The organism is Mycobacterium kiyosense (genome assembly GCA_021654635.1).
Lineage (GTDB): Bacteria > Actinomycetota > Actinomycetes > Mycobacteriales > Mycobacteriaceae > Mycobacterium > Mycobacterium kiyosense.
This window is the reverse complement of record AP025179.1, coordinates 1,937,205-1,958,894: the sequence shown is the minus strand read 5'-3', so window position 1 is coordinate 1,958,894 and position 21,690 is coordinate 1,937,205. Positions and strand designations below refer to the sequence as shown.

General features: G+C 66.6%; 17 protein-coding genes, 1 tRNA gene and 1 pseudogene. 13 read left to right on the top strand and 6 right to left on the bottom strand.

Annotated features, from left to right (window positions below; all coding sequences use genetic code 11):
• The first annotated feature begins 275 nt into the window (after positions 1–275).
• The 10 genes and pseudogenes from L6444_RS09355 to L6444_RS09310 all read left to right on the top strand — a co-directional run bounded on the left by L6444_RS09355 (position 276) and on the right by L6444_RS09310 (position 10,878).
• Entirely contained in the window at positions 276–1,157 is an 882-nt protein-coding gene (locus L6444_RS09355) for an MlaE family ABC transporter permease (RefSeq protein WP_236981886.1), read from the top strand.
• Position 1,158: 1 nt separating this feature from the next.
• Positions 1,159–2,022 (top strand): MlaE family ABC transporter permease, encoded by an 864-nt coding sequence (locus L6444_RS09350; RefSeq protein ID WP_236981884.1) that lies wholly within the window; start codon positions 1,159–1,161, stop codon positions 2,020–2,022.
• A 1-nt stretch (position 2,023) separates the two neighbouring features.
• Positions 2,024–3,589: pseudogene (locus L6444_RS09345) on the top strand (MlaD family protein).
• Complete coding sequence (locus tag L6444_RS09340; RefSeq protein WP_236981882.1) at positions 3,586–4,641, top strand: MCE family protein; 1,056 nt, start codon at positions 3,586–3,588, stop codon at positions 4,639–4,641. Before L6444_RS09345 ends, L6444_RS09340 begins: the two are co-directional and overlap by 4 nt.
• Complete coding sequence (locus L6444_RS09335) at positions 4,634–5,680, top strand: MlaD family protein (protein ID WP_236981880.1); 1,047 nt, start codon at positions 4,634–4,636, stop codon at positions 5,678–5,680. The genes L6444_RS09340 and L6444_RS09335 overlap by 8 nt, the downstream gene beginning before the upstream one ends.
• Positions 5,677–6,804 carry an MCE family protein gene (locus L6444_RS09330; protein ID WP_236981878.1) on the top strand — a complete coding sequence of 376 codons (1,128 nt, stop codon included), beginning with the start codon at positions 5,677–5,679 and terminating at the stop codon, positions 6,802–6,804. The genes L6444_RS09335 and L6444_RS09330 overlap by 4 nt, the downstream gene beginning before the upstream one ends.
• Complete coding sequence (locus L6444_RS09325) at positions 6,801–8,039, top strand: MlaD family protein (protein WP_236981876.1); 1,239 nt, start codon at positions 6,801–6,803, stop codon at positions 8,037–8,039. The genes L6444_RS09330 and L6444_RS09325 overlap by 4 nt, the downstream gene beginning before the upstream one ends.
• On the top strand, positions 8,036–9,286 hold the full coding sequence (locus tag L6444_RS09320; RefSeq protein ID WP_236981868.1) for an MlaD family protein: 1,251 nt from the start codon (positions 8,036–8,038) through the stop codon (positions 9,284–9,286). The genes L6444_RS09325 and L6444_RS09320 overlap by 4 nt, the downstream gene beginning before the upstream one ends.
• 15 nt (positions 9,287–9,301) lie before the next feature.
• On the top strand, positions 9,302–10,087 hold the full coding sequence (locus L6444_RS09315) for a tetratricopeptide repeat protein (RefSeq protein ID WP_370652910.1): 786 nt from the start codon (positions 9,302–9,304) through the stop codon (positions 10,085–10,087).
• Positions 10,088–10,104: 17 nt separating this feature from the next.
• A complete protein-coding gene (locus L6444_RS09310) occupies positions 10,105–10,878 on the top strand; it encodes a mannan-binding family protein (RefSeq protein WP_236981857.1) in 774 nt (257 codons plus the stop codon).
• 6 nt (positions 10,879–10,884) lie between these two features.
• Here L6444_RS09310 and L6444_RS09305 read toward each other — a convergent pair whose 3' ends face one another.
• The gene (locus L6444_RS09305) at positions 10,885–12,084 is read right to left on the bottom strand and encodes a L,D-transpeptidase (RefSeq protein WP_236981856.1); all 1,200 of its coding nucleotides are present in this window, start codon (positions 12,082–12,084) and stop codon (positions 10,885–10,887) included.
• A gap of 209 nt (positions 12,085–12,293) precedes the next feature.
• On the opposite strand from L6444_RS09305, the gene L6444_RS09300 reads away from it, so the two are divergent.
• Together L6444_RS09300 and L6444_RS09295 are read left to right on the top strand one after the other, a co-directional pair.
• Positions 12,294–12,366: transfer RNA gene (locus L6444_RS09300), tRNA-Lys, on the top strand.
• Between the two features lie 213 nt (positions 12,367–12,579).
• A complete protein-coding gene (locus L6444_RS09295) occupies positions 12,580–13,896 on the top strand; it encodes a tetratricopeptide repeat protein (RefSeq protein ID WP_236981854.1) in 1,317 nt (438 codons plus the stop codon).
• 44 nt (positions 13,897–13,940) lie between these two features.
• Here the strand turns inward: L6444_RS09295 and L6444_RS09290 are convergent, their stop codons facing one another.
• Positions 13,941–14,516: a TetR family transcriptional regulator gene (locus L6444_RS09290; protein ID WP_236981852.1), complete on the bottom strand. Its 576-nt coding sequence runs from the start codon at positions 14,514–14,516 to the stop codon at positions 13,941–13,943.
• Between the two features lie 47 nt (positions 14,517–14,563).
• Between L6444_RS09290 and L6444_RS09285 the strand changes: the two genes are divergently transcribed.
• Positions 14,564–15,460, top strand: coding sequence for a lysophospholipid acyltransferase family protein (locus tag L6444_RS09285; protein WP_370652912.1), 897 nt, complete (start codon positions 14,564–14,566; stop codon positions 15,458–15,460).
• 26 nt (positions 15,461–15,486) lie between these two features.
• Here L6444_RS09285 and L6444_RS09280 read toward each other — a convergent pair whose 3' ends face one another.
• The 4 genes from L6444_RS09280 to L6444_RS09265 form a co-directional block, all read right to left on the bottom strand.
• On the bottom strand, positions 15,487–18,102 hold the full coding sequence (locus tag L6444_RS09280; RefSeq protein ID WP_236981850.1) for a helix-turn-helix transcriptional regulator: 2,616 nt from the start codon (positions 18,100–18,102) through the stop codon (positions 15,487–15,489).
• Positions 18,103–18,701: 599 nt separating this feature from the next.
• On the bottom strand, positions 18,702–19,505 hold the full coding sequence (locus L6444_RS09275; protein WP_236981849.1) for an ABC transporter permease: 804 nt from the start codon (positions 19,503–19,505) through the stop codon (positions 18,702–18,704).
• Positions 19,502–20,665, bottom strand: a complete 1,164-nt coding sequence (locus L6444_RS09270) for an ABC transporter substrate-binding protein (RefSeq protein WP_236981848.1) — start codon at positions 20,663–20,665, stop codon at positions 19,502–19,504. Before L6444_RS09270 ends, L6444_RS09275 begins: the two co-directional genes overlap by 4 nt.
• Positions 20,662–21,372 carry an ABC transporter ATP-binding protein gene (locus tag L6444_RS09265; RefSeq protein ID WP_236981845.1) on the bottom strand — a complete coding sequence of 237 codons (711 nt, stop codon included), beginning with the start codon at positions 21,370–21,372 and terminating at the stop codon, positions 20,662–20,664. Before L6444_RS09265 ends, L6444_RS09270 begins: the two co-directional genes overlap by 4 nt.
• Between the last annotated feature and the right edge of the window lie 318 nt (positions 21,373–21,690).

Genomic DNA, 21,690 nt, shown 5'->3' with positions numbered 1-21,690 from the left:
CGTCAGATGGGTGACTCTACACTATTGAAAGTGGCTATCAAGTAGGCTAGCGTCATACCGCGAAACTCAACTAACCTGCAGAATTACGGGTTCGTAGGCGGTCATGTAAATGGTGGTTCCGCCAGCGATATCAATCGTTCTGCTCGGCACTGATCGAATTCGATGGTGGGGGGAGCGTCGATGAGAATCGGTTTCGGGTTGCGATGAATACATTTTGCGTTTGCTCGCTCGCCGTCCCGGCCATAGGACGCCGGTCGCACTGACATGCCGCTGATATGACCGTGCACCCGGAGACCGCCGTGGGCGAGGAACACCGAGACCAACCTCGCGACGAGGGCGTCGAAGCCATCAAGGACTGGGGAGTCGGCTACGTCGACCGGCACCCCGTCGCCTCGCTGCGCACCGTCGGCGAACAATTCGTGCTCGGGATGCGAACCATCGAATGGTTCTTCAGAGATCTGTTCGGCCGCCGGTTCCAATGGCAGGAGTTCGTCCGGCAAGGCGCGTTCATGGCCGGCACCGCGGTGCTGCCGACGATTCTGGTGTCGCTGCCCATCAGCGTCACGCTGTCCATCCAGTTCGCCTTGCTGGCCGGGCAGGTCGGCGCCACCTCGCTGGCCGGCGCGGCCAGTGGTCTGGCAGTCATCCGCCAAGGCGCTTCCCTGGTGGCGGCGGTGCTGATGGCCGCGGCCGTCGGCTCCGCCATCACCGCCGACCTGGGCTCCCGAACGATGCGCGAAGAGACCGACGCCATGGAGGTGATGGGCGTATCGGTGATCCGCCGCCTGGTGGTGCCCCGATTCGCCGCCGCCATCATGATCGGGGTCGCGCTCACCGGCGTCGTCTGCTTCGTCGGCTTCTTCGCCAGCTACCTGTTCAACGTGTACTTCCAGAACGGCGCACCCGGCAGTTTCGTGGCCACCTTCGCCGCGTTCGCGACCACCGGCGACATGATCCTGGCACTGCTCAAGGCGGTGATCTTCGGCGCCATCGTGGCTATCGTGTCGGCGCAGAAAGGGCTGTCCACCAAGGGCGGCCCGACGGGTGTCGCCAACTCGGTGAACGCGGCCGTCGTCGAGTCGATTCTGCTGCTGATGATCGTCAACGTCGCGATCAGCCAGCTCTACATCATGTTGTCGCCCCGGACGGGGCTGTGAGGTGACAGCTTCCCCCTATCTGCCCCTGGCACCGGTCAGCGCCAGGCTGTTGCGGCTCTACCGCAGGTCGATCAAGCCGATCGAGCGGTTGGGCCACATGCTGGTCTTCTTCATCCGGGCGCTGGCTGCGGTTCCGCTCACCCTGCGCCACTACAACGGCGAGTTCCTGCGGTTGCTGTCGAACATCACCTGGGGAAACGGATCGATCGTGGTGGGTGGCGGAACCGCCGGGGTGGCCGTCGTGCTCGGTGTGACCGTCGGCGCGCTGGTCGGCATCGAAGGCTACAACTTTCTCGACCTGCTGGGCTTGGGACCGGCGACCGGATTCATCTCGTCGTTGGTCAACACCCGGGAGCTGGCCCCGCTGATGGCCGCGATGGCATTCGCGATGCAGGGCGGTTGCCGATTCACCGCGCAACTGGGCTCCATGCGTATCGCCGAAGAGATCGACGCGATGGAATCGATTGCGATCCGGCCGATTCCGTACCTGGTGACCACGCGGTTGATCGCCTCGGTGATCGCGATGATCCCGCTGTACGCCGCGTGTCTGGCGATCGGGTACCTGACCACCCAGCTCGTGGTGCAGATCAGCAGCGGCGGATCCACCGGCTCCTACCTGCACTACTTCGCGTTGATGCTGGACGGCCAGGACATCGTCTATTCGTTGTTCAAAGCGATCATCTTCGTCTGGATCGCCTCGACCATCCAGTGCTACTACGGCTTCTACGCCAGTGGCGGCCCGGAGGGCGTCGGCGTGGCCGCCGGGCACGGCATGCGGGCCAGCATCACCGTGATGATCATGGTCAACATGCTGCTCACCATGGCGCTGTGGGGAGTCGACTCCGGCGCCAGGTTCGGTGGTTAGCTTGAACGCCAACTCTTTTGACGTCGACGGACGAGGACCAACGGATCGGCAGCTGTTCGGCTGCGGCCTGGCGGTGGTCCTGGTCGCCGCGCTGCTCACCACCGGGCTGCTGTTCAAGTCCACCGGTCGCCTCGACGACTACGTCCCGGTGGTCGCCGATCTGGTCAACGTGGGCGACGGCCTGCCGCAGAAATCCGACGTCAAATACCACGGCGTGCTCGTCGGCACGGTCGACGACGTGGTGCCGGCCGAACGCGGCAAACCCAACTTCGTCCACATCAACCTGAAACCAGTTACGCCAAGTCGATTCCGGCCGCGGTGACCGCACGCGTGGTGCCCAGCAACGTGTTCGCCGTGTCGTCGGTGCAGCTGATCGGTGGCGGTCCGGGAGCGGCGATCCGCCCCGGCGCCCACATCCAGGAGGACCGGAACCTGCCGACGGTGCTGTTCCAAACCACCATCAGCAAGTTGCGCGACTTGCTCGCCGCCACCGGGCGTGGCCGCGAGGACAAGTCGGTGGGCATCCTCGCGGCACTCGGAGCGGCTACCGACCACCGTCGTCCCGTCCTGCTGCGCAGCGGCAAACAACAGCTGACTCGTGCTATCGACGAACTGAATTCGATTGTCAGCACCGACCCCGGCCCGTCGACGGTCTCGGCGCTGCTCGACGCGACGGAGGGGGTTGCAGGCGACCGCGCCCGATCTGCTCGACGCGCTGCACGAGGCGGTCGGGCCGATGCAGACATTCGCCGAGACGCGCGGCCAACTCACCGGGCTGCTCACCGACGCGCAATCCACCCTCGGGACCGTGCACGACTCCTTCGATCACCATATGGATCAACTCATCAGGATCTCCTCCGAACTCACCCCGGTGGTGGGCGTGCTGGCGATGCACTCCAACAACCTGGTGCCCGCGGTGGTCAAGCTGGACAACCTGGCCAAGAAATTCCAGGAGGAGGTCTGGGACTCGGAGTTGGGGGTGGGCAACATGCGGGCCCGGTTGTCGTTCAGTCAGACGTTCGCCTACTCCCGCGCCGACTGTCCCCGCTACGGGGAGCTCAAGGGCCCCAGTTGCTTCACCGCGCCGCTGGTGCCCAACAAGCCCGATCTGCCGGAATCGCTTCTCCCGCAGAACTATCAACCGCCCAAGAGTCTGGCTCCCCCGCCGGGGACGGTGGTCGGTCCCGACGGCAATCTGGTGGTGGTGGGCCCGCCGATGACCAACCCCAGTCCCAGTCTGGAAGACCGTAATCCGCCGCTGCCGCCGTTCACGCCCCCCTCGCCGCCGATTCGGACCGGCGCCAATCCCGACGACCCCGACCCGGCGCCGCCGGCGCACGGACCCGTCGCGCCGCCGCCGCTGTTGGGACCGCCGGCGCCGGGATCGGTTGCGCCGTCGTCCTTCGGCGGCAACGTCGGGCCGGTCGGTAGCGACTACGAGCGGACGATCCTGGGCGTGATCACCGGTCGACCCGCCACCGCCGCCACCGAACTGCTGCTCGGACCCGTCGCCCGCGGCACTACCGTGTCACTGGTTCATCCGCCGGCCAGCGGGGAGGCCAAGTGAAATTCCGCGGTTCCCTGATCGGACTCTCCCTGTTCATGGTCGTCGCCGTGGTGCTGACGTGGCTGGTGTACTCGAGCCTGCGCCGCGACGTCGCCGGCCGCACCCAACCGTATTCGGCGATGTTCAGCGACGTGTACGGGCTCCGCGAGGGCGACGACGTGCGGATGGCCGGCGTACGAGTGGGCCGGGTCGAAAAGATAGAACTGACTGGCAAATTCGCGAAGGTTTCGTTTGTGGTGCAGCAGGAGCAGCACCTGTTCGGCAACACCGTGGCATCGGTGACCTATCAGAACATCGTCGGTCAGCGGTATCTGGGACTGTCGCTGGGCAAGGAAGGTAACCGGGCCCAGCTGTCACCGGGAAGCACCATCCCGGTGGAGCGCACCGACCCGTCGTTCGACGTGACCGCGCTGCTCAACGGCTACGAACCGTTGTTCAGCCTGCTCAACCCGCGCGATGCGGACAACCTCACCAAGGGGGTCCTCGAGTCGCTGCAGGGCGACACCGCCTCGATCACCACGTTGATCACTCAAACGTCAACGCTCACTGAAGCTTTCGCTGGACGGGATCAAGCACTTGGTGACGTGATCACCAACCTCAACAAGGTGGTCGGCAACCTCGCCGTGCAGAATGACGACCTCGACGGTGTCATCACGCAGACCCGTGAGGTGGTCGCGGCCCTCGACCAGCGGCGCCCGGAGTTGCAGGCCTCGATGGGTGCGCTGGCACGGATGTCAGGCAACCTGGCCAAAGCCGCCCGGGACGACTACCCCGCGCTGCGGCAATTCATCGATCGGCAGCCGGGCACGACCCGGCATGTGCTCGACATCGAACCTCAAGTGGCCTTCTTGGGTGACAACCTGCCGCTGGCACTCAAGGGCCTGACGCGCATTGGCAACCAGGGCGCCTACGGCAACGCCTACGTATGCGACCTCAACATCTTCGGGTTCTTCCCCGGTCTCAACGACGTCGTCCCGATCATCGTCAACGCCGCCACCCCCGGCAACCGGGCCTGGCACACCCCGAGATGCAGGAACGTCGGCGATGAGTGACCTGACCAGGTGGCAGCGGATCCGCAAGCGGCCGCTGGAGAGCTACAGCAAGACGTGGCTAGGATCGATCGCCGTCGCGGTGGTCGCGGTGCTGATCGGCACCATGCTGGCGATCCACGCATTCGGCGCCGGCTATCGGCACTACACGGCCGAATTCCTGCAGGCCGCATCACTGCGGCCGGGCAATCCCATCACGGTGGCCGGCATCCCGGTGGGCGAGGTCACCAGTATGGAGCTGGTCGGCGACCACGTCGAGGCCGGCCTGAAGATCAAGAATGACGTTGCACTGGGCAAGGATTCGAAAGCCTCCATCAGGGTGACAACCATTCTGGGATCCCGCTATCTTGCCTTGTACCCCGACGGCAACGGATCGCTGGCCAACAACACGTTCGACCTGTCGCATACCGACGTTCCCTACGACCTGCAAGCCGCATTGCAGGACGCCACAACCACTTTCGAGCAGGTCGACTCCGACCGGTTCGCGCAGTCGCTGACCGTGCTCGGCAAGCAGATGCAGGGACTGCCCGAGGTGGTGCCGCAGGCCATAGCCAACATCGACTCGTTGTCGTCGATCATCGCGCAGCGCCGCGACCAACTCGGTCAGTTACTCAAGAGCACCGAGCAGGTGAGCAACACCCTGCGGCGTCAGCAGGCCGGCATCGGCAACCTGGTCAACCAATCCCAAGATCTGTTGGGCCACTTCGCCGCTCGGCGCGCCGTCTTCCATTCCCTGATGCGGTCGATCACCACTCTGGTCGAGACGATGAACGACATCGTGGTCAACGACCGGGCCGGGGTGGACGGGCTGCTCAAAGACGTGCACGAGTTCACCGATCTGATGGCAAGACACGACGATCTGCTGCGCAGCCTGCTACAGGTCACCCCGGTCTTCGCGCGTCAAGCGGCCAACCTCACCGGCGACGCCGACGCGGTCAGCTTCAACGCGCCCAATGCCCTGCTCGTCGATTCGTGGATGTGCGCGCTGAGCGGCCGCGCCAAACAGTTCGGCATGATCCCCTACTTCAAGGACTGCAAGTGAGACGCCTCAAGACCCGGGTCAGCGGCAAGATCATCGCGGTGACCGCCGTCGTGGCCTGCGTGGCCGCTGCGATCGGCCTCGGCTGGTGGTATCTGAGCTCGCGTTCCCAACCGATGACGGTGACCGCCCAGTTCGACAGTGCCACCGGCCTGTACGAGAACAATGTGGTTGCGGTACTGGGCATGCCGGTCGGCAAGGTCGTCAAGATCGCCCCGAAGGGCGGCTACGTGGAGGTCCAATTCACCGTCGACCGCAAGGTGAAGGTGCCGGCCGATGTCCAAGCGGTCACCGTGTCCACCTCCATCCTCACCGATCGTCAGATCGAACTCACTCCGGCCTACCACGGCGGGCCGACCCTGCAGAACCACGACACCATCGGCCTGACCCGCACCAAGACCCCGGTCGAATTCAGTCGCGTCCTCGCGGTGCTCAACAAGGTGACCAAATCGCTGCAGGGCGACGGCCACGGCGGTGGGCCCGTCGGCGACGTGATCAACGCCGGAGCCGACGTGGTAAACGGCAACGGAGCCAAGATCAAAGAGGCCCTCAACGAGTTGTCCAACGCCTTGCGGCTCAGCAGCGACGGCGGCGCCCAGACCCGCCAGCAGATCACCACGATCGTCAGAAACCTGAGCTCGTTGTTCGATGCCGCCGCCAACAACGACGCCAAGCTGCGCGAGTTCGCCTCGACCATCCACCAGGTCAGCCAGATACTGGCCGACGAGGACTTCGGCACCGGCACCACCGGAAAGAAACTGGACCAGCTGGTGCAGCGCGCCGGCGACCTGCTCGACGCCAACCGCGACATCATCAAACAAGCTCTGCTGGGCGGCAACTCGCTGGCCAAGACACTGGTCGACGAACGTCGCGGCCTGGCCGAGACGCTGGACATCGCTCCAATGCTGGCCGACAACGTCTACAACGTAATCGACCGGGAGAACGGCGCCGTGCGGGCGCACTTCCTCACCGACCGACTGGTTTTCGACAGCCAGTTCACCAAGGAGATCTGCAACCTGATGGGGCTGCGGCAACTCGGCTGCAGCACCGGGACCATCCAGGACTTCGGACCCGACTTCGGGTTGACCTACGTGCTGGACGGCCTGGCCGCAATGGGTCAGAGATGACGGATAAGCGCGGGAGGACAGCCGCAGCCATCGCCGCAGTCGCGATAGCCAGTTCCGGATGTGCCACCAACGGCCTTGCCAGCCTTCCCCTTCCGGCGCCGGGACTGGGCTCGGGCGGGTACACGCTGACGGCGGTGTTCTCGAATGCGCTCAACCTGCCGATGAACGCCAAGGTCAAGCTCGCCGGCGCCGATGTGGGTCAGGTCGAGTCGATGGTGGCGCGAAACTACACCGCGGTCACCACCATTCGCATCCGTGACGGCGTTCTGCTGCCGCGGGGCAGCACCGCCGAGTTGCGCACCGCCACTCCGCTGGGCGACGTATTCGTCTCGGTCCGGCCGCCGTCCGAGACCGACGCCAACACACCGATGCTGAAAAACGGAGACACCATCGGCCTGGAATCGACAGCCGCGGCCGCAACCGTCGAATCGGTGCTCAGTTCGGCCGCAATCCTGGTGAACGGTGGCGCGGTACGCAACTTCACCAACATCATCAACGGTTTCGGCCGGGCGACCGGCGACCAGGGCCACGCGTTCGGACAACTGATCAGTAAATCCAACCAACTCCTGCACACCATGGACGCCCGCTCGGGACAGATCTCGCAGGGCCTGACCGAACTGTCCCGGCTGAGTCAACAGATCGACGCCAAGAACCAGAATCTGACCGATCTGATGGCGGCGGCCAACCCCGGCACCAGTGCCATCGCCGCCAACACGACCGAAATCTCCAACCTGATCCTGCAATTCGGCGACACCAGCCGGATGCTGTCGAGGTTCCCGTCGCTGGGCGGCACCGACACCAGCGGCCGCAGCGTGATCCAGGACCTCAACACCCTCGCCGGAGCCGCCAACGACGTCGCCGTCAGTCCCGACACCAGCCTGCTGACCCTGAACCGAATGTTGCCTCTGATCATCAAAGCAACTGCGGGGAACTCGATTTCGGTGCACGCGAGCATCGACCAACTGATCCTGGGAGCGATTCCCGACATCGGTTTCCCCGGCGACCGGGGCATGCACGGACCAACCAGGTTCACCTGGAACGAATTCGTCGGCTCCCTGAAGTACATGCTCTTCCGCCTGCAGGAACGGGTGGTCGGGCGGGGGCCCAACTCGGTGCAGGTGCCGGTGATGCCCGACCCGAACGTCCCCGGCGGACTGATCGTCGGATCGGCCCCTGGCTCGCCCCCGCCGGCCCCGGAGCTGCCGGGCCTGCTGACGCCGGGACCACCGCCATGACCGAGTCGCTTGCCGGCACCATCGTCCGACTGGTGCGGGCCGCCCACCGCCGGCAGGTCTGGCTGTCGGTGGCGGGACTGGTGCTCACCCTGGTTGTCGCCACCACCTACCTGCTGGTGGGCGCACTTCGGGTCAAGCCGTTCGCGTCGTCGTATCGGGTAATCGTGCATTTGACGGAATCCGGTGGCCTGCTACCGAATCAGGACGTATCGTTGCGCGGCGTGCGCATCGGGCGCGTCGATTCGCTGAGTATCACCGACCGGGGTGTCGACGCTATCGCCAGTATCGACGCCACGGTGAAGGTGCCGGCGTCGGCCGTCGCGCACGTGTCGGGGTTGTCTCCGGCCGGCGAGCAGTTCATCGACTTCCAGGCCGAAACCGATGCCGGCCCCTATCTGCACGACGGCAGCTTCATCGCGCTCGATCACACCACGGTCCCGGTGAGCCTGGCGCAGTTGCTCGGTGACGCCGACGGCATGCTGGCCCAGGTCGATCCGCACAAGATCGAGCTGATCAAGAAAGAACTCAGCATGAGCAAGGAGGGCCCCGCGAAGCTGACCGCCATCGTGGACGGCGGGACTTTTCTGCTGTCCACGCTTGATTCGGTGCTGCCGGAGACCACCAGCGTGCTGCGCACCAGCCGGGTGGTGCTCACCTTGGCCGCCGACAAGAACGCCGGACTGGCCGCCGCCACGGTCGACCTGAACCGCACGCTGGCCGGAGTCGCCAGGATGCAGGGGGGCTACCGACGACTGACCGAGCGCTCACCGCAAGCACTTTCGATGGTCGACAGCCTGTTCACCGACAACTCCGACACGATGGTCCAGCTGCTGGCCAGCCTGGCTACCGCTTCCCCGATGCTGTATGTACGAGTGCCGGCGCTCAACGCGCTCTTCCCCAACTACCGCGGATCGATGCTGGACGCGCTGGCCAGCGCCTTCCACGACCACGGCGTATGGGCGACAGCCGAGCTATATCCGCGCTATGCCTGCGATTACGGGACACCGAGCCACCCGCCTTCGGCTGCCGACTACTACGAGCCGTTCATGTACACCTACTGCCGTGACGACGACCCGGGAGTGGGGATCCGCGGAGCCAAGAACGCGCCGCGTCCGGGCGGCGACGACACCGCCGGCCCGCCGCCGGGTGCAAACCTGGGTCAACGGACCGATCCGACACCACGCGGCCGGTACACAATCCCCACGCCCTATGGCGGCCCGACCCTGCCCATCGAACCGCCGCACTGAGCCCAGCCCAAGGAGATGATGATGACCGCGACAACTGAGAAAGACATCGACACCGAGAGCGAAAAGCCGGACGCCACAACCGAAAAGGTTGATCTCGTCAAGGCAGCTGAAGCCGGCCCGGTCGATGGCGATGCCGATGGTGATGCCGATGGCGAAGACCAGGTCGACGACGAATCGCCGACCGAGTCGGACACCGAAGCGACGGCCGAGTCGCAGGAAGCAGCCGCCGACGACACCGAGGATGGGTCCGCCGAGGATGACGAGCCGTTGCTCGGCAAACGCGCCAAGAAGAAGGAAGACAAGAAGACTCGCACCAAACGCCCGTGGCGCAGTTACCTGCGGCGCAGCATCATGCCGGTGTTACTCGTTGCCTCCCTTGCGGTTTCGGGTTTCCTGGGCTGGAAGCAGTGGCAGAGCCACCAGATCCAGCTGGCGGGCCAGCAGGCCCAGCAAGCCGCCGTCAAGTACGCCCAGGTCCTGACCAGCATCGACTCCAACAACGTCGACGAAAACTTCCGCCAGGTGCTCGACGGCGCTACCGGCGAATTCAAGGACATGTACAGCCAGTCCAGCGTGCAACTGCGACAGTTGCTGATCGACAACAAAGCCACCGCGCATGGGGTGGTGGTGGACTCGGCGATCGCCTCCGAGAGCGCCAACAAAGTGGTGGTCCTGGTATTCGTCGACCAGACCGTGGCCAACATGGCGGTACCTGACCCACGCATCGACCGCAGCCGCATCAAGATGACGATGGAGCACGTGGACGGACGCTGGCGGGCAGCCAAAGTCCAGCTGCTCTAGACGAATCGGAGCCACCGGTGATCAACAGAATCCTCGCGACAACGCTGCTGGCGGCGGCCGCGGCACTCTCGGGCGGCCCGCACCTGGCGACCGTGCATGCGTCGGCGGATTCGTTCTGCGGCGAACTCGGCGGCGGTTGGGACGGGCAATACTGCCACACCGCGGTCACCTCGGAGCGCAACGCCGTGCGCGACATCAAGGTCGCGGTACCCGTCGACCTCATCGACAACCCCACCACGGGTCCGGTGATCCGCGACTACCTCCGAACGCTGGTCGGCAACTGGCGAAAAGCCAACTCGCTGATGGCCGCTGACAGCTACGGCGAGGAGAACTACCAGGTCTTCCAGCACGGCAACCTGCTCAGCGCGGTCTTCCACGAGGACTACCACGCCGACGGGCCCAAGCCGAACAACGCCTACCGCACCTTCACCTTCGACATGGCGGGCGGCCGGCGAGTCCAACTCGCGGACCTGACGAACGGCTCGACGGCTGCAATCGCGGCACCGGCTCAGCCGTTCATCCAAACTGCGCTCGATCAGGCCGCGCCACCGCACGACCCGGGCAGCTATCCGTTTTCGGCGGACCGGTGGACACCCGACAAGGTCTACTCGGGCGGCTACCGGGCTTGGGCGCTGACCCCGGACGAGTTGATCATCTATATGCCCGACTACCCGGTGGGACACGACGAGCCGATCGACTTCTCGCCGGGGATGCCGCAGTGGTACATGGACGGGGGCACCGTCGAAGCGCATGTCCCGTTGTCGGCGCTGGGTTCGGTGCTGCGGGTGTAACGCGGGTCAGGTGTTGGCGTTACCGGCGCGCCACTGATCCCAGGGGATGTTCCAGTCACCGAGGCCTTCGGTCCCCGGCAAGATGCCCCCGACGGTGTTCAACACCTCGACGATGTCACCGCGCTTGACATGGTCGTAGAACCATTGCGCGTTGCTCGGGCTGACGTTCAGGCAGCCGTGGCTGGTGTTGGAATGGCCTTGAGCGCCCACCGACCACGGGGCCGAGTGCACGAAAATTCCGCTGTAGGAGATCTGGGTGGCCCAGTCGACATCGGTGCGATATCCATTGGGCGAGTTGACCGGTACGCCGTAGGTCGACGAGTCCATGATGATGTGCTTGAAGCGTCCGCCGACGGTGTAGATGCCGTTGTTGGTCGGGGTGCTGTCCTTGCCCATCGACGTCGGCATGGTCTTGACGACTTCGCCGTTGATCCGCACCGTCACCATTTTGGTGCTGTCGTCGGCGGTCGCGATCAGCTCGTCGCCGATGGTGAAGTGCATTTTGACGTTGTCCTCGCCGAACATTCCTTCGCCCAGGTTCACGCCGTAGGTGTTGACGGCCACGTCGACGGTGGTCCCGGGCTTCCAGAAATGTTCTGGGCGCCAACGCACTTCGCGCCTGTTGAGCCAGTAGAAGGCGCCCTCGACGGGCGGGTTGGTGGTGATCTTGATGGCCTTCTCGGCGGCGACTCGGTCGGCGATGTTCTCGTCGAACCGGATCGCTACGGGTTGACCCACGCCCACCACTTCACCGTCGCTCGGTACGACGTAGGGCATGGTCAGGTGCGCCGGGGAGCTGGTCTGGAACGTCATCTGACGGTTCGCCGCGCCACCGAGCCCGGTCGCCTTCGCGTTCAGCGTGTACCGGCGGTTGTAGCCGAGCTGCTCGGCGGTCTGCCAGTGCAGCCCGTCCGGGCTGAGTTGTCCCGTGATCTGCCGTCCGTTGTCGTTGACCAGGGTGACCGATGCCAGCACGCCGTCGGCGACGCTGACGGTGACCGGCGTGTCCACGGTGACCCCCACGGCGCCGTCGGCGACCGAGGCGGTGAGCTTGGGTACCAGCAAATCGGCGAACGGCGTGCCCTTGTTCTCGATGACCTTGGCCGCAACCGGGCCACTGGGCGCACTGCTGCAGGCAACACCACACACAGCAACCAGGACCATGGCCACAACCAGCCACGATCGACGTCTGCGCAAAGGCGCCATCAAGTGACCTTCCCAAATTCCGTTGCTGATTCTGGTCACCGCTGACCTTGGATTGTTTCGGCTATTGTAGTGCCTCGCCACCCCCAGCCGTGGACGTGCGACCGTATTGGATCGGCGCGGTTCTGCGCAACCCATTTCGGGCCGGAGCGCGGATTTCCCTCTGCGCCGTGCCGCCTGTTATTGTCGAAAGCCGGTCTGAGGCCGAGCACGCGCCGTTAGCTCAGTTGGTAGAGCAGCTGACTCTTAATCAGCGGGTCCGGGGTTCGAAACCCTGACGGCGCACTCTAGCGGGGTTCATCGACGCCGGTACTGCACGCATGATGCGCTGCAGTCCGACTCACCGACTCACCGCCCGCCCCGAATGTGTTGCCCCGGGCGACGGTTGGCGCAGTTCGGCTCGCACTTCCAGATTGTCGCCGGCAGGTTCGGCGCGGCCGCGCCCCGGTTGGCGCAGCTTGGCAGTCCGCCGCTCGACGGCGGGACTACTGTTTTGACGTGACCCCAGACCGCGACCACCCCGAGTCGACGCGCTCGGCGGACGGCGTGGCGGCCGCAGCATTTCAACTCGGGCTTCGGCTGTCCGGCGAAGGTGATACCGAAGGGGCCGCGGCGGCCTACCAGCAGGCCATCGATTCCGGTCATCCACACTGGGCCTCGGCGGCCGCCTTCAGCCTCGGGTTCCTACACGCCGAGCAGGGTGATCCGGGCGGCGCGGCGGCGGCGTATCGGCTGGCGATCGACTCGGAGCACGCCGAGCACGCCCCGATGGCGGCGCTGAACCTGGGCAATCTGCTCGACGAGCAGGGCGACACCGACGCCGCCGTGGCCGCCTACCGGGTAGCCATCGAGTCGGGCCATGAAGAGTCGATTCGGATCGCGCTGCTGCAGTTGGGCGGGCTACGAGCCAGGCGTGGTGATGCCGCCGGAGCGGAGGTCGCGTACCGGATCGCGGTCGCTTCCGGGCATCCCGACGTGCTGCCGACGGCGGCGTTCAACCTGGCGTTGACCCGAGAAGCGCTGGGCGATGCCGGCGGAGCGGTTGAGGCGTACGAGATCGTCGTCGCCTCCGATCACCCGCAGCTTGCGCCGATGGCCGTGTTCAACCTGGCTCTCCTGCAGGACAAGGAGGGCGACCTCGATGAAGCGGCGGCGGGCTACCAGGCCGCGATCGACTCGGGCAATGCCGAGCACATGCCCAAAGCGGCGGTCAACCTCGGGCTGCTGCGGGAGAAACTCGGCGATTTCGCCGGCGCCGCGGCGGCCTATCAGCAGGCGATGGACACCGGGGACGTCGACGCGACACCGGTGGCCACCATCAACATGGCCAAACTGCACGAAAAACAGGGTGATGCCACCGGGGCGGCCGCTTGCTATCAGGCCGCGATCGACTCCGGCCATCCCGAGCATGCTCCGGAGGCGGCCAATGCGCTGGGGATGTTACGGGCCGGGCAGGGCGACGCGGACGGGGCCGCAGCCGCCTATCAGATCGCGCTCGACTCGGGGCATGCCGACCACGCGCCCGCGGCCGCGCTGCGATTCGGGATCCTGTGGGCCGGACAGGGCGAGGTCGCACGCGCTGCGTCCGCATTTCAGGTGGCAGTCGACGCGCGAAATAGCGAGGTGGCCTCGGCCGCAGCCTTCGGCCTCGGCACCCTGCGGGCCGAGCACGGCGACATCGCCGCCGCGCGGGCGGCCTTCCAACGCGCGGTCGAGGCGGGCGACCCCGTCTGGGCCCTGCGGGCACAGCAGCGGTTGCAGACCCTTCCGCCGGACGCACGTCGCCGGTCGATCTTCCGCTTTCGCCGCGACTGAATCTGGCTGCGCGCGAAGGTAACCGGGCTGCGGGGGGCTGCGGGTCAGCGGCCCGTCGGAGCGACGATCCGCCGGGCGGCCTCCACCACGTCCGCGCGGCGCCGGGCAACGACCTCGGGATCGCTGGTCCGCGCATCCGGATGCGGCGACAGCGCCCACGACAGCCCGACCCCGAACAGCAGCACCAATAACTCCATCGGCTGCCAGCACGGATCGACATACCCGGCGGCCTGCGCTGCTTCGATGGCGTGAACGTCGCGAGCCGGTACCGAATCCCACTCGTCGGCCGGCGGCGGGTCCAGAGCCAGGCCCTCCAAGTTGGCCCAGGTGATCATGCGCAGATGCTCCGGACGCCGGCGGGCCAGGTCGTAGATGTCGCCGACGAATTCCGGCACCGCGTCCGGGCGCAGGCTGACGGCCGCGAAGAACTCGGCGCTGTCGGCCGCCACCACACTGCGAAACAGCGACTCTTTGTCACCGAAATGCGCGTAGAGCCGCTCCTTACTGGCGTTCGCAGCCCGGGCGATGCGGTCGATCCGGGCGCCAGCCAGCCCGTAGTGGGCGAACTCAGAGCGCGCGGCATCCAGGATGGTGCCGCGGAGTTCATCGGTGCTGCGCACGTCACAACCATAACAGACGAACTAGTTCGTTCGGTATAGTGGGCGGCATGGCTCCTTTTCCGCCCCCACGACGCAAAGACATCGAAACCCGGCCCATAGACATCGACGCGGTGATGAATCATCCACCGCGGGTAGCGAAGTTACGCACCGCGCTGGACAAGCTGCAGGGCGGCATCGCACCGCTGATCGACCTCTACCGTCCCTACGTCGACGGACTGGACACCCTGCCCGCCGACGGCCGATTCCTGTTGGTGGGCAACCACACTCAATTCATCGGCGGCGAGGTGCTGCTGGTCCCACACTTCGTGCGGCGCGCCATCGGCGCCCGGGTACGGCCCCTTGCCGACCGCCGCTTCGCCCAGCAACCCGGGTTCGGCCACGACGTGATGACGGCCTACGGGGGCGTCATCGGTGATCCCGAAACGGCGCGAGAACTGATGCGGCACAACGAAACCATCCTGGTGTTCCCCGGCGGCGGCCGTGAGATCGCCAAGTTCAAAGGCGAGGAATACACCCTCAGATGGGGCACCCGCGCCGGGTTCGCGCGCCTGGCGGTGGAGAACGACTACCCGATCGTCCCGGTCGGATTGGTCGGCGGCGACGACGTGTACAAGAGCATGGTCACCCGCGACAGCCTGCTGGGCCGGATCAGCCGGGCCGTCAGCGCCCGGATGTCCGGCGACGCCGACATGGCGATGCCGTTGATGCGCGGTGTCGGGCCCACCTTCATTCCCCGCCCCCAGCGGATGTATCTGCGCTTCGGCAAACCCATCGTCACCACCACGCCCGACGGCGTGTCGAACGAATATTGGGTGGCCTCGGTACGGGAGCAGACCCGGCAGGCGCTGGAGGCCATCCTGGCCGACCTGCTGGACCTCCGCGCCAAAGACCCATTCCGCGAACTGAATCCGCTGGCCTGGACCAGCGCCGTCGCGGCGAGCTGAGCCGCGCCGACCCGCGGTCCTACGGCTCAGCGTGCGCCGCGGCCGGCGCTCACGATGGCCGTCAGCTCCTCGCGGGACTGGGCTCCCACCCGCTGACAAGCGTGATAGACGTGGCCCTCGACGGTGCGCACTGAGACCACCAGTCGTTCGGCGATCTCGCGGTTGGACAGGCCGGCGACCACGAGCTCGATGACGTCACGCTGGCGGCCGGAGAGCGGCAGACCTACCCGGCTGCGCAACGCCGGCGTGTCCAGGCCGCCACATTCGTCGGCCAGTTCCCGCGCCAGGGCCGCCGCGTACAGGCCACGTTTGCTTCGTTCATCGCGGGTGAACACCGCGGCGGCCTGCGCCGCGGCATCGGCGGCCGCAGCCCGATCACCGATGGCCCGGTATTCGTTCGACGCCGCCAGTAACCCGTCGCCATCGTTGGCGCGCAGCGATTCCGCATGCCGCGCAACCACATCGGCGATCGGTAACGACAACACCTCGGCCAGTTCGCGGGCGCGTTCGGCACCGCAGCCGTCACCCCACTGGGCCGCCGCCTGGATACAAGCCAGCTCGTGGGTCGGCTGGCCACGCTCACGCGCCTGCGCGGCCGCGGCACGCGCGGTCTCGACGGCGTCGGTCAGGCAACCGCCGGCCGCAGATGCCCAACCCGATGCCAGCGCCAACCCGGTGTGCATGAACAAATAGTCGGGCGGCACACACGACCGGGCTTGGGCCGCCGCATCATTGGCGGGTGCGGGCTGGCCGAGCTTGGCGTGCGCCTCTGCCAACGCGAAACAGCTGGCCGGATGCAGTCCCGTGGTGACGCCGTGCCGCTGCACCCCGGCCTGCGCCTCGTGCAGGAGCCTGGCCGCGTCGGCGGCGGCACCGCGAACCAGTTCGGCCTGACCCAACAGGAACGCCAGGTTCGCATAGGCAAGGCCGGGAACGTCGCGGGCTGACTCGGCGAGCTGTTCTGCGGCGCTGATGAATTCATCGATGCGGCCGGTCAACCGGCAGGCCCGGCCGTATACGGCACCGAACCAGAACCGCATATGCGATGCCTGAAACGAGGTGGTGGCGCGACGCAGTGCCGCGTCGGCAACGGCTTCGAGGTCCTCGACGTCGCCGAGCGCCCCCATCGCCATGATCAACGCAAGCGATGCCATCATGGCGTGAAAATCCGGCAGTTCCGCAGAACCCAGTGCGGCCCTGGCCTTCTCGACGGCTGCCGCGCACCGCGCCGATACCACGTCGACGCAGGCCTGCACCGCGATGCGCTCGGCCCGTTGCGACGGCGTCTCCGGTGTCCGCGCCAGGCCATCGAGGATCGCCGCGGCGTCCTTCGGGCCGCCCAGCATCCAGACCAGGTTGGCCGCCCGCACCGTCGCCCAGTGATGAGCATCCTCGTGGCCCGCGCCGATCTCGCGTAAGGCCGTCTCCGCCTGCTCGCCGCGACCGAGCAATACCAGGTTCATCGCCCGAACGCCGACCGCATCGGCCAGCCCCGCTTCGGCGGCGGCGGTCGCGAAACGGTCGGCCAAGGTGAGGTCGAGCAGCGTCATCGCATGCCGTGCCGCTTCCAGATAGAGCTTCGGGTCGGGGTCGAGATCGGACTCGAGGGTGAGCAGCGCCCGGCGCACGGTCGCGCGCATGTCGGCGTCAGTATCCTTCGACAGCCGTCGGGCCAACTGGCCCCGAATTCTGGACAGGTACATCTCGCCCGCCGTGGCGCGGCGGAGTTCGCCGAACAGCGGGTGTGCCAGCCGCGCCATCAGCCTGTCGGCGGTGCGCTCGATGCTCACCAGTTGCATCTGCTCGGCAGTCTCCAGTTCGTCGCGACCCACCAGGCCACACAACACGTCGACCGGCAGTGGCTCACACTGCGACAGGGTATCGACAACTAACGCCAATTGCGTTGTAAGACAACTTAACTGCCGACCCACCGCGTCGTGCAGGCTGGCCGAGACCGCCACGTCGTCATCCCACATCCACACCCCGGCCGCCTGCCGAATCCGGCCGGCCGCGACCTGGGCGCTCAGCAGCTGGCGCAAGAACAACGCGTTTCCCGCGGTGAGTTTCCAAAGCCGATGGGCGCTGCGGGAATCGACCGGTCCGCCCAGCGTGTTCTCGATCAGGCCGCGCGTCGACTCATCGGTCAGCGGTGCAAGCTCCAGTCGAGCCAACAGACCGTCTTTCCATAGGGCGGTGACCGCGTCGGGCTCCTCGCCTCCCGTGCGCACGGTTACCACCAGGCGGGTCCCACGCGACTGCGCCAGCTGGTGCACCACGAGCGCGGACAACCCGTCGAGCAGGTGCGCGTCGTCGACCCCCACCAGCGTGCGGCCCTGCCGCTGTTGGGCGACAAACGAATTCGTGACACGACGCACGTTGGTCAGGGGGTCGCCGATCCCGTCGCCGAGCGACCCGATGAACGCCCCGAGCGGCAGCGGGCGCGCTGACTCTGTGCCGACAATCCAGTTCGTGCGCTGGCCGCTTGCCTCGGCTCGGCGAAGGACTTCACGGGCAAGGGCGGTCTTGCCGACACCAGCGGCGCCGGCGATCACCACGCCGCAGTATTTTCCCGCCCCGCCCAACGCACGGTTGATGGCGGCCAGCTCGCTGTCCCGCCCTGTCAACGGATCTCCGCTGATCACACGGCGACTATAACCGTGCGTTCCTCACCAGACGAGACAATTCATGGACAATTTCGCGCCTTGCGCCCAGGGCTGCCCCCCTCTCCAGTCCTGGGCACGGCGCCGAAACTCCTACAGCCGATCCATTTCGCGCGACATGGAGGCGGATTCCAGGAAGGAATAGCGCTTCGGGTAGACCCGCCGGGGAGCGCGGGGTTGTCAGGTGTCGCCGACACCATCATCCTGCGCACCGCCATCGCGACCACGGAGGGCGCCGCGTACCACCGCCGCGCCGTTGTCGGCTCCGGCGACAGCACCGTCGCGGTGCTGAAGGCAACCTCTTGCACGGTGATCAGCACCGGCGTCGACGCCACGACCTCACTGGTTTCGGTCTCGGGTGCGCCGCCGGCCACGGGTTCAACTGCTGCGGTCATTTCGGGCCTCCTGGGTATTCGAATCAGCTGTCTGGCCGGCGGTCGTTGCTGGCGTCCCACCCTCCAGTGCGTTCAGCTTCGCCTGCAGTGGCCGTCATGAACCGCGTAGTGGACTACGCGTACCGCCGGAATGCCGTTACGCGGCGGGCATCCGGGCGCTACGAAAGGCGACGGCGGATGGGGCGCTCAACTCTGCCGGTCGGTGCGCGACCCAGACAACAACCGGCGCGCCGCCAGATCCAGCACGTAGCCGATCACACCGATGACCACGATCACCGCGACCACCTGGCCGTACGCCAATTGGTCTCGGGCATTGAGGATCTGGTAGCCCAGACCCGAACGCACGCCCAGCATTTCGGCGGGAACCAGCACCACCCAGGCGATGCCCAGCGCGACGCGCAGCCCGGTCTGCAGGTGCCCGCGGATGGCCGGCAACACCACGACCCGGAGTTGTTCGACCCGGGTGGCGCCGAGCGAGCGGGCCACCTGCAGATAACCCGGCTCGACGGCGTGCACACCGGCAGCGGTGTTGATCAGGATCGGCCACACCGATGCCGCGGCGATCAGGAAGATCACCGGCTCGTTGCCGATTCCAAAGAGCGCCACCGATATCGGCGCCCAGGATAGCGGCGAGATCATCCGCAGAAACTGCACGACGGGGCGGGTGGCGCGCTCGGCGGTATCGTTGAGCCCGATCAGCAATCCGGCCGGAACGCCGAGCACCACGCCGACCAGCAAGCCGATCAGCAGCCGCCACAGGCTGACCCCGGTGTCTGGCAGCAGCACACCGCGGTTGAACAGATCGGCCAGCGATCGGATCACCCGGTCCGGAGTGGTCTCACGAAGCAGGGACTGCGCCGGGGCCAGGACCGCGGTCGCCAGCCACCACAATGCGACCGCCGCCCCGATCGCCAGCGCGGGCGGCCACCAGCGGCGCACAATCGCACCGGCGAAGGCATGGGCCGAGGCGGTCGCAGTATCCAGGGTCATCGCGGCTGCACCTGTTCGTTTCGGGTCAAATCGGAAGGCAGACCGAAGGATTCGGGTCCGCCGTGGGTGGCCAGCGCAGCCCGTACGAAGGTGTCGTCCACCAGTTCGGCATGCACGGCCGCGGGGTCAAGTCGGTCCAGGAAACCACGATCGCCGTCGACGACGGTGTCGTGCATGGCCTCCACCAGCCGGCGGGTAAAGCTCGGGAACGGAAATGGCTGATAGCCCAACCGCTGTGGTTGCCATTCGGGGTGGACGATTCGGTAATCCTGGGGCCGGTAGGTCAGGGCGGTCTTGATCGCGGGCAACGGTTGGGGCAGGTACGCCCCTGTCGACAAGGCCGTCGCGGCGGCGGGCCGGTCGGTGTTGATACGTTGCTGTGCAACGACTATCGAGTCGACCAGTGCGGCGGCCGCTTGCGGACGATGCTCGATCAGGTCGTCGTGGGCCAGCACGACACAGCAGGCGTGATCGCGCCACACGTCGCCGAGGAAAGTGTGGATGCGGCCGATCTTGCGCACCTGCGCCATCGCGTTGAACGGGTCGGCTACCACGTAGCCGCTGATGGAACGGTTCGCCAGCGCCGGCACCATGTCCGACGGGCTCATCACGATCAGCTCGACGGTGCGGGCGCTGCGCGAGGCGCTGCTGCGCACCACCGGCACCAGGTCGTGGGCGCGCAGCAGTTGCTGCAGGATGATGTTGTGGATCGACCACCAAAACGGTATCGCCACTTGGGTTCCGGCCAGCTGCCCGAGGTCGGTGATGTGCGGTGCGACGGTGAACGCCGACCCGTTGGTGTGGTTCCAGCTCAACATCTTCACCGGACGACGCAACAGGAAGCGCAGTTGGATCGCGGTCGGCATCAGCATGTGCACCGCGTCGACCTGACGGGTGACGAACGCTTCGGCCAGCGACGCCCAGCTGCGGAACAACACCGGTTTGGCCGCACTGACCACGCCGGGCTGATACAGCCCGGCAGCGTGCGCGATCAGCAGCGGCGCCGCGTCCGTGATGGGTAGATAGCCGATGCGGAGCTGCCCGGTGGTGTTGGTGCGGTCGGCGGCGGCGGCGTGGGCCAGGTCGGCGATCCCGGCCAGCCCGCCGGCCGCGGCCAGCGCGCCGGTCAACAACGACCGCCGCGAAAGCGCACTCGTCACTGTTCGACCAGGCGATACTGGTCGAGAATTTCTTGCCGCAGCGCCTCGTTGCCAGGTCGCCACTCGCGTCGGATCCGTCCATCGGCGCCGAGCAGCACCACCCGGCTGGCCAGCAGCAGCGCCTCGTCCACATCGTGGGTGACCAGGACGACGGTGATGGCAAGTTCGGCCGCCAGCGCACCCAGCCAGGCCTGCAGGTCGGCGCGGATGGCGGGGTCCAGGGCGCTGAACGGCTCGTCGAGCAACAGCAGCCGGGGCCGGGTCGCGACCGCACGGATGATCGCGACGCGCTGCGCCTGGCCACCGGAGAGCTGATCGGGGTAACGGTCGGCGACGCGCTCGAGGTCGAACCGGCGCAGCAGTTCTTCGGCGTACTCGCGCTCAAACGACGCCTTCTGCGCGGCGAACCGCCCCGCGAGCAGCACGTTCTCGCCGGCGGTCAGCCAAGGCAGCAGCAGCGCCTGCTGGAACACCACCCCGGTGTGAGGCCGCGTGACGCCGTGCGCGTCCGACCACTCGACCGTTCCCGACGTCAGCTCCTCCAGTCCGGCGATCACCCGCAGCAGGGTGGACTTGCCGCTTCCGCTTCGCCCCAGGATCGCCAGGAACTCGCCCTCGTCGATGGCCAGGTCGACGTCGGCCAGTGCGAGGCTGCCGGCGTCAAAGCGCTTGTGGCCGCCGATGATTCGCACCGTGGCAGCTCCCACGTCACATTCCTTTCCGACGCCCGTCCCCGGGCTGGTCTGCGGCCCGGTCCTCGGGCACGGCACAGGCTGCACGGTGCCAGTGCGGGCCTGCGCTTGTCCACGCGCGCCGGCGCGGCCGGACCCGCTGAACCCCAGCCTCCTGGCCGGCCGGAGCGGCTCTCCCCCGTCGGCACAATCCGGTTAAAGACTCTGTGTCACAACGTATTTGAGCAACGTTCCACATGGTGGCGATCGATCGCAGACGACTCCGGCCGGGTCGGCCCGGCCAATGGGATCGCGCTGATCGCAACATGGTCTTTCCCGGCTGGTCTCGCCCAC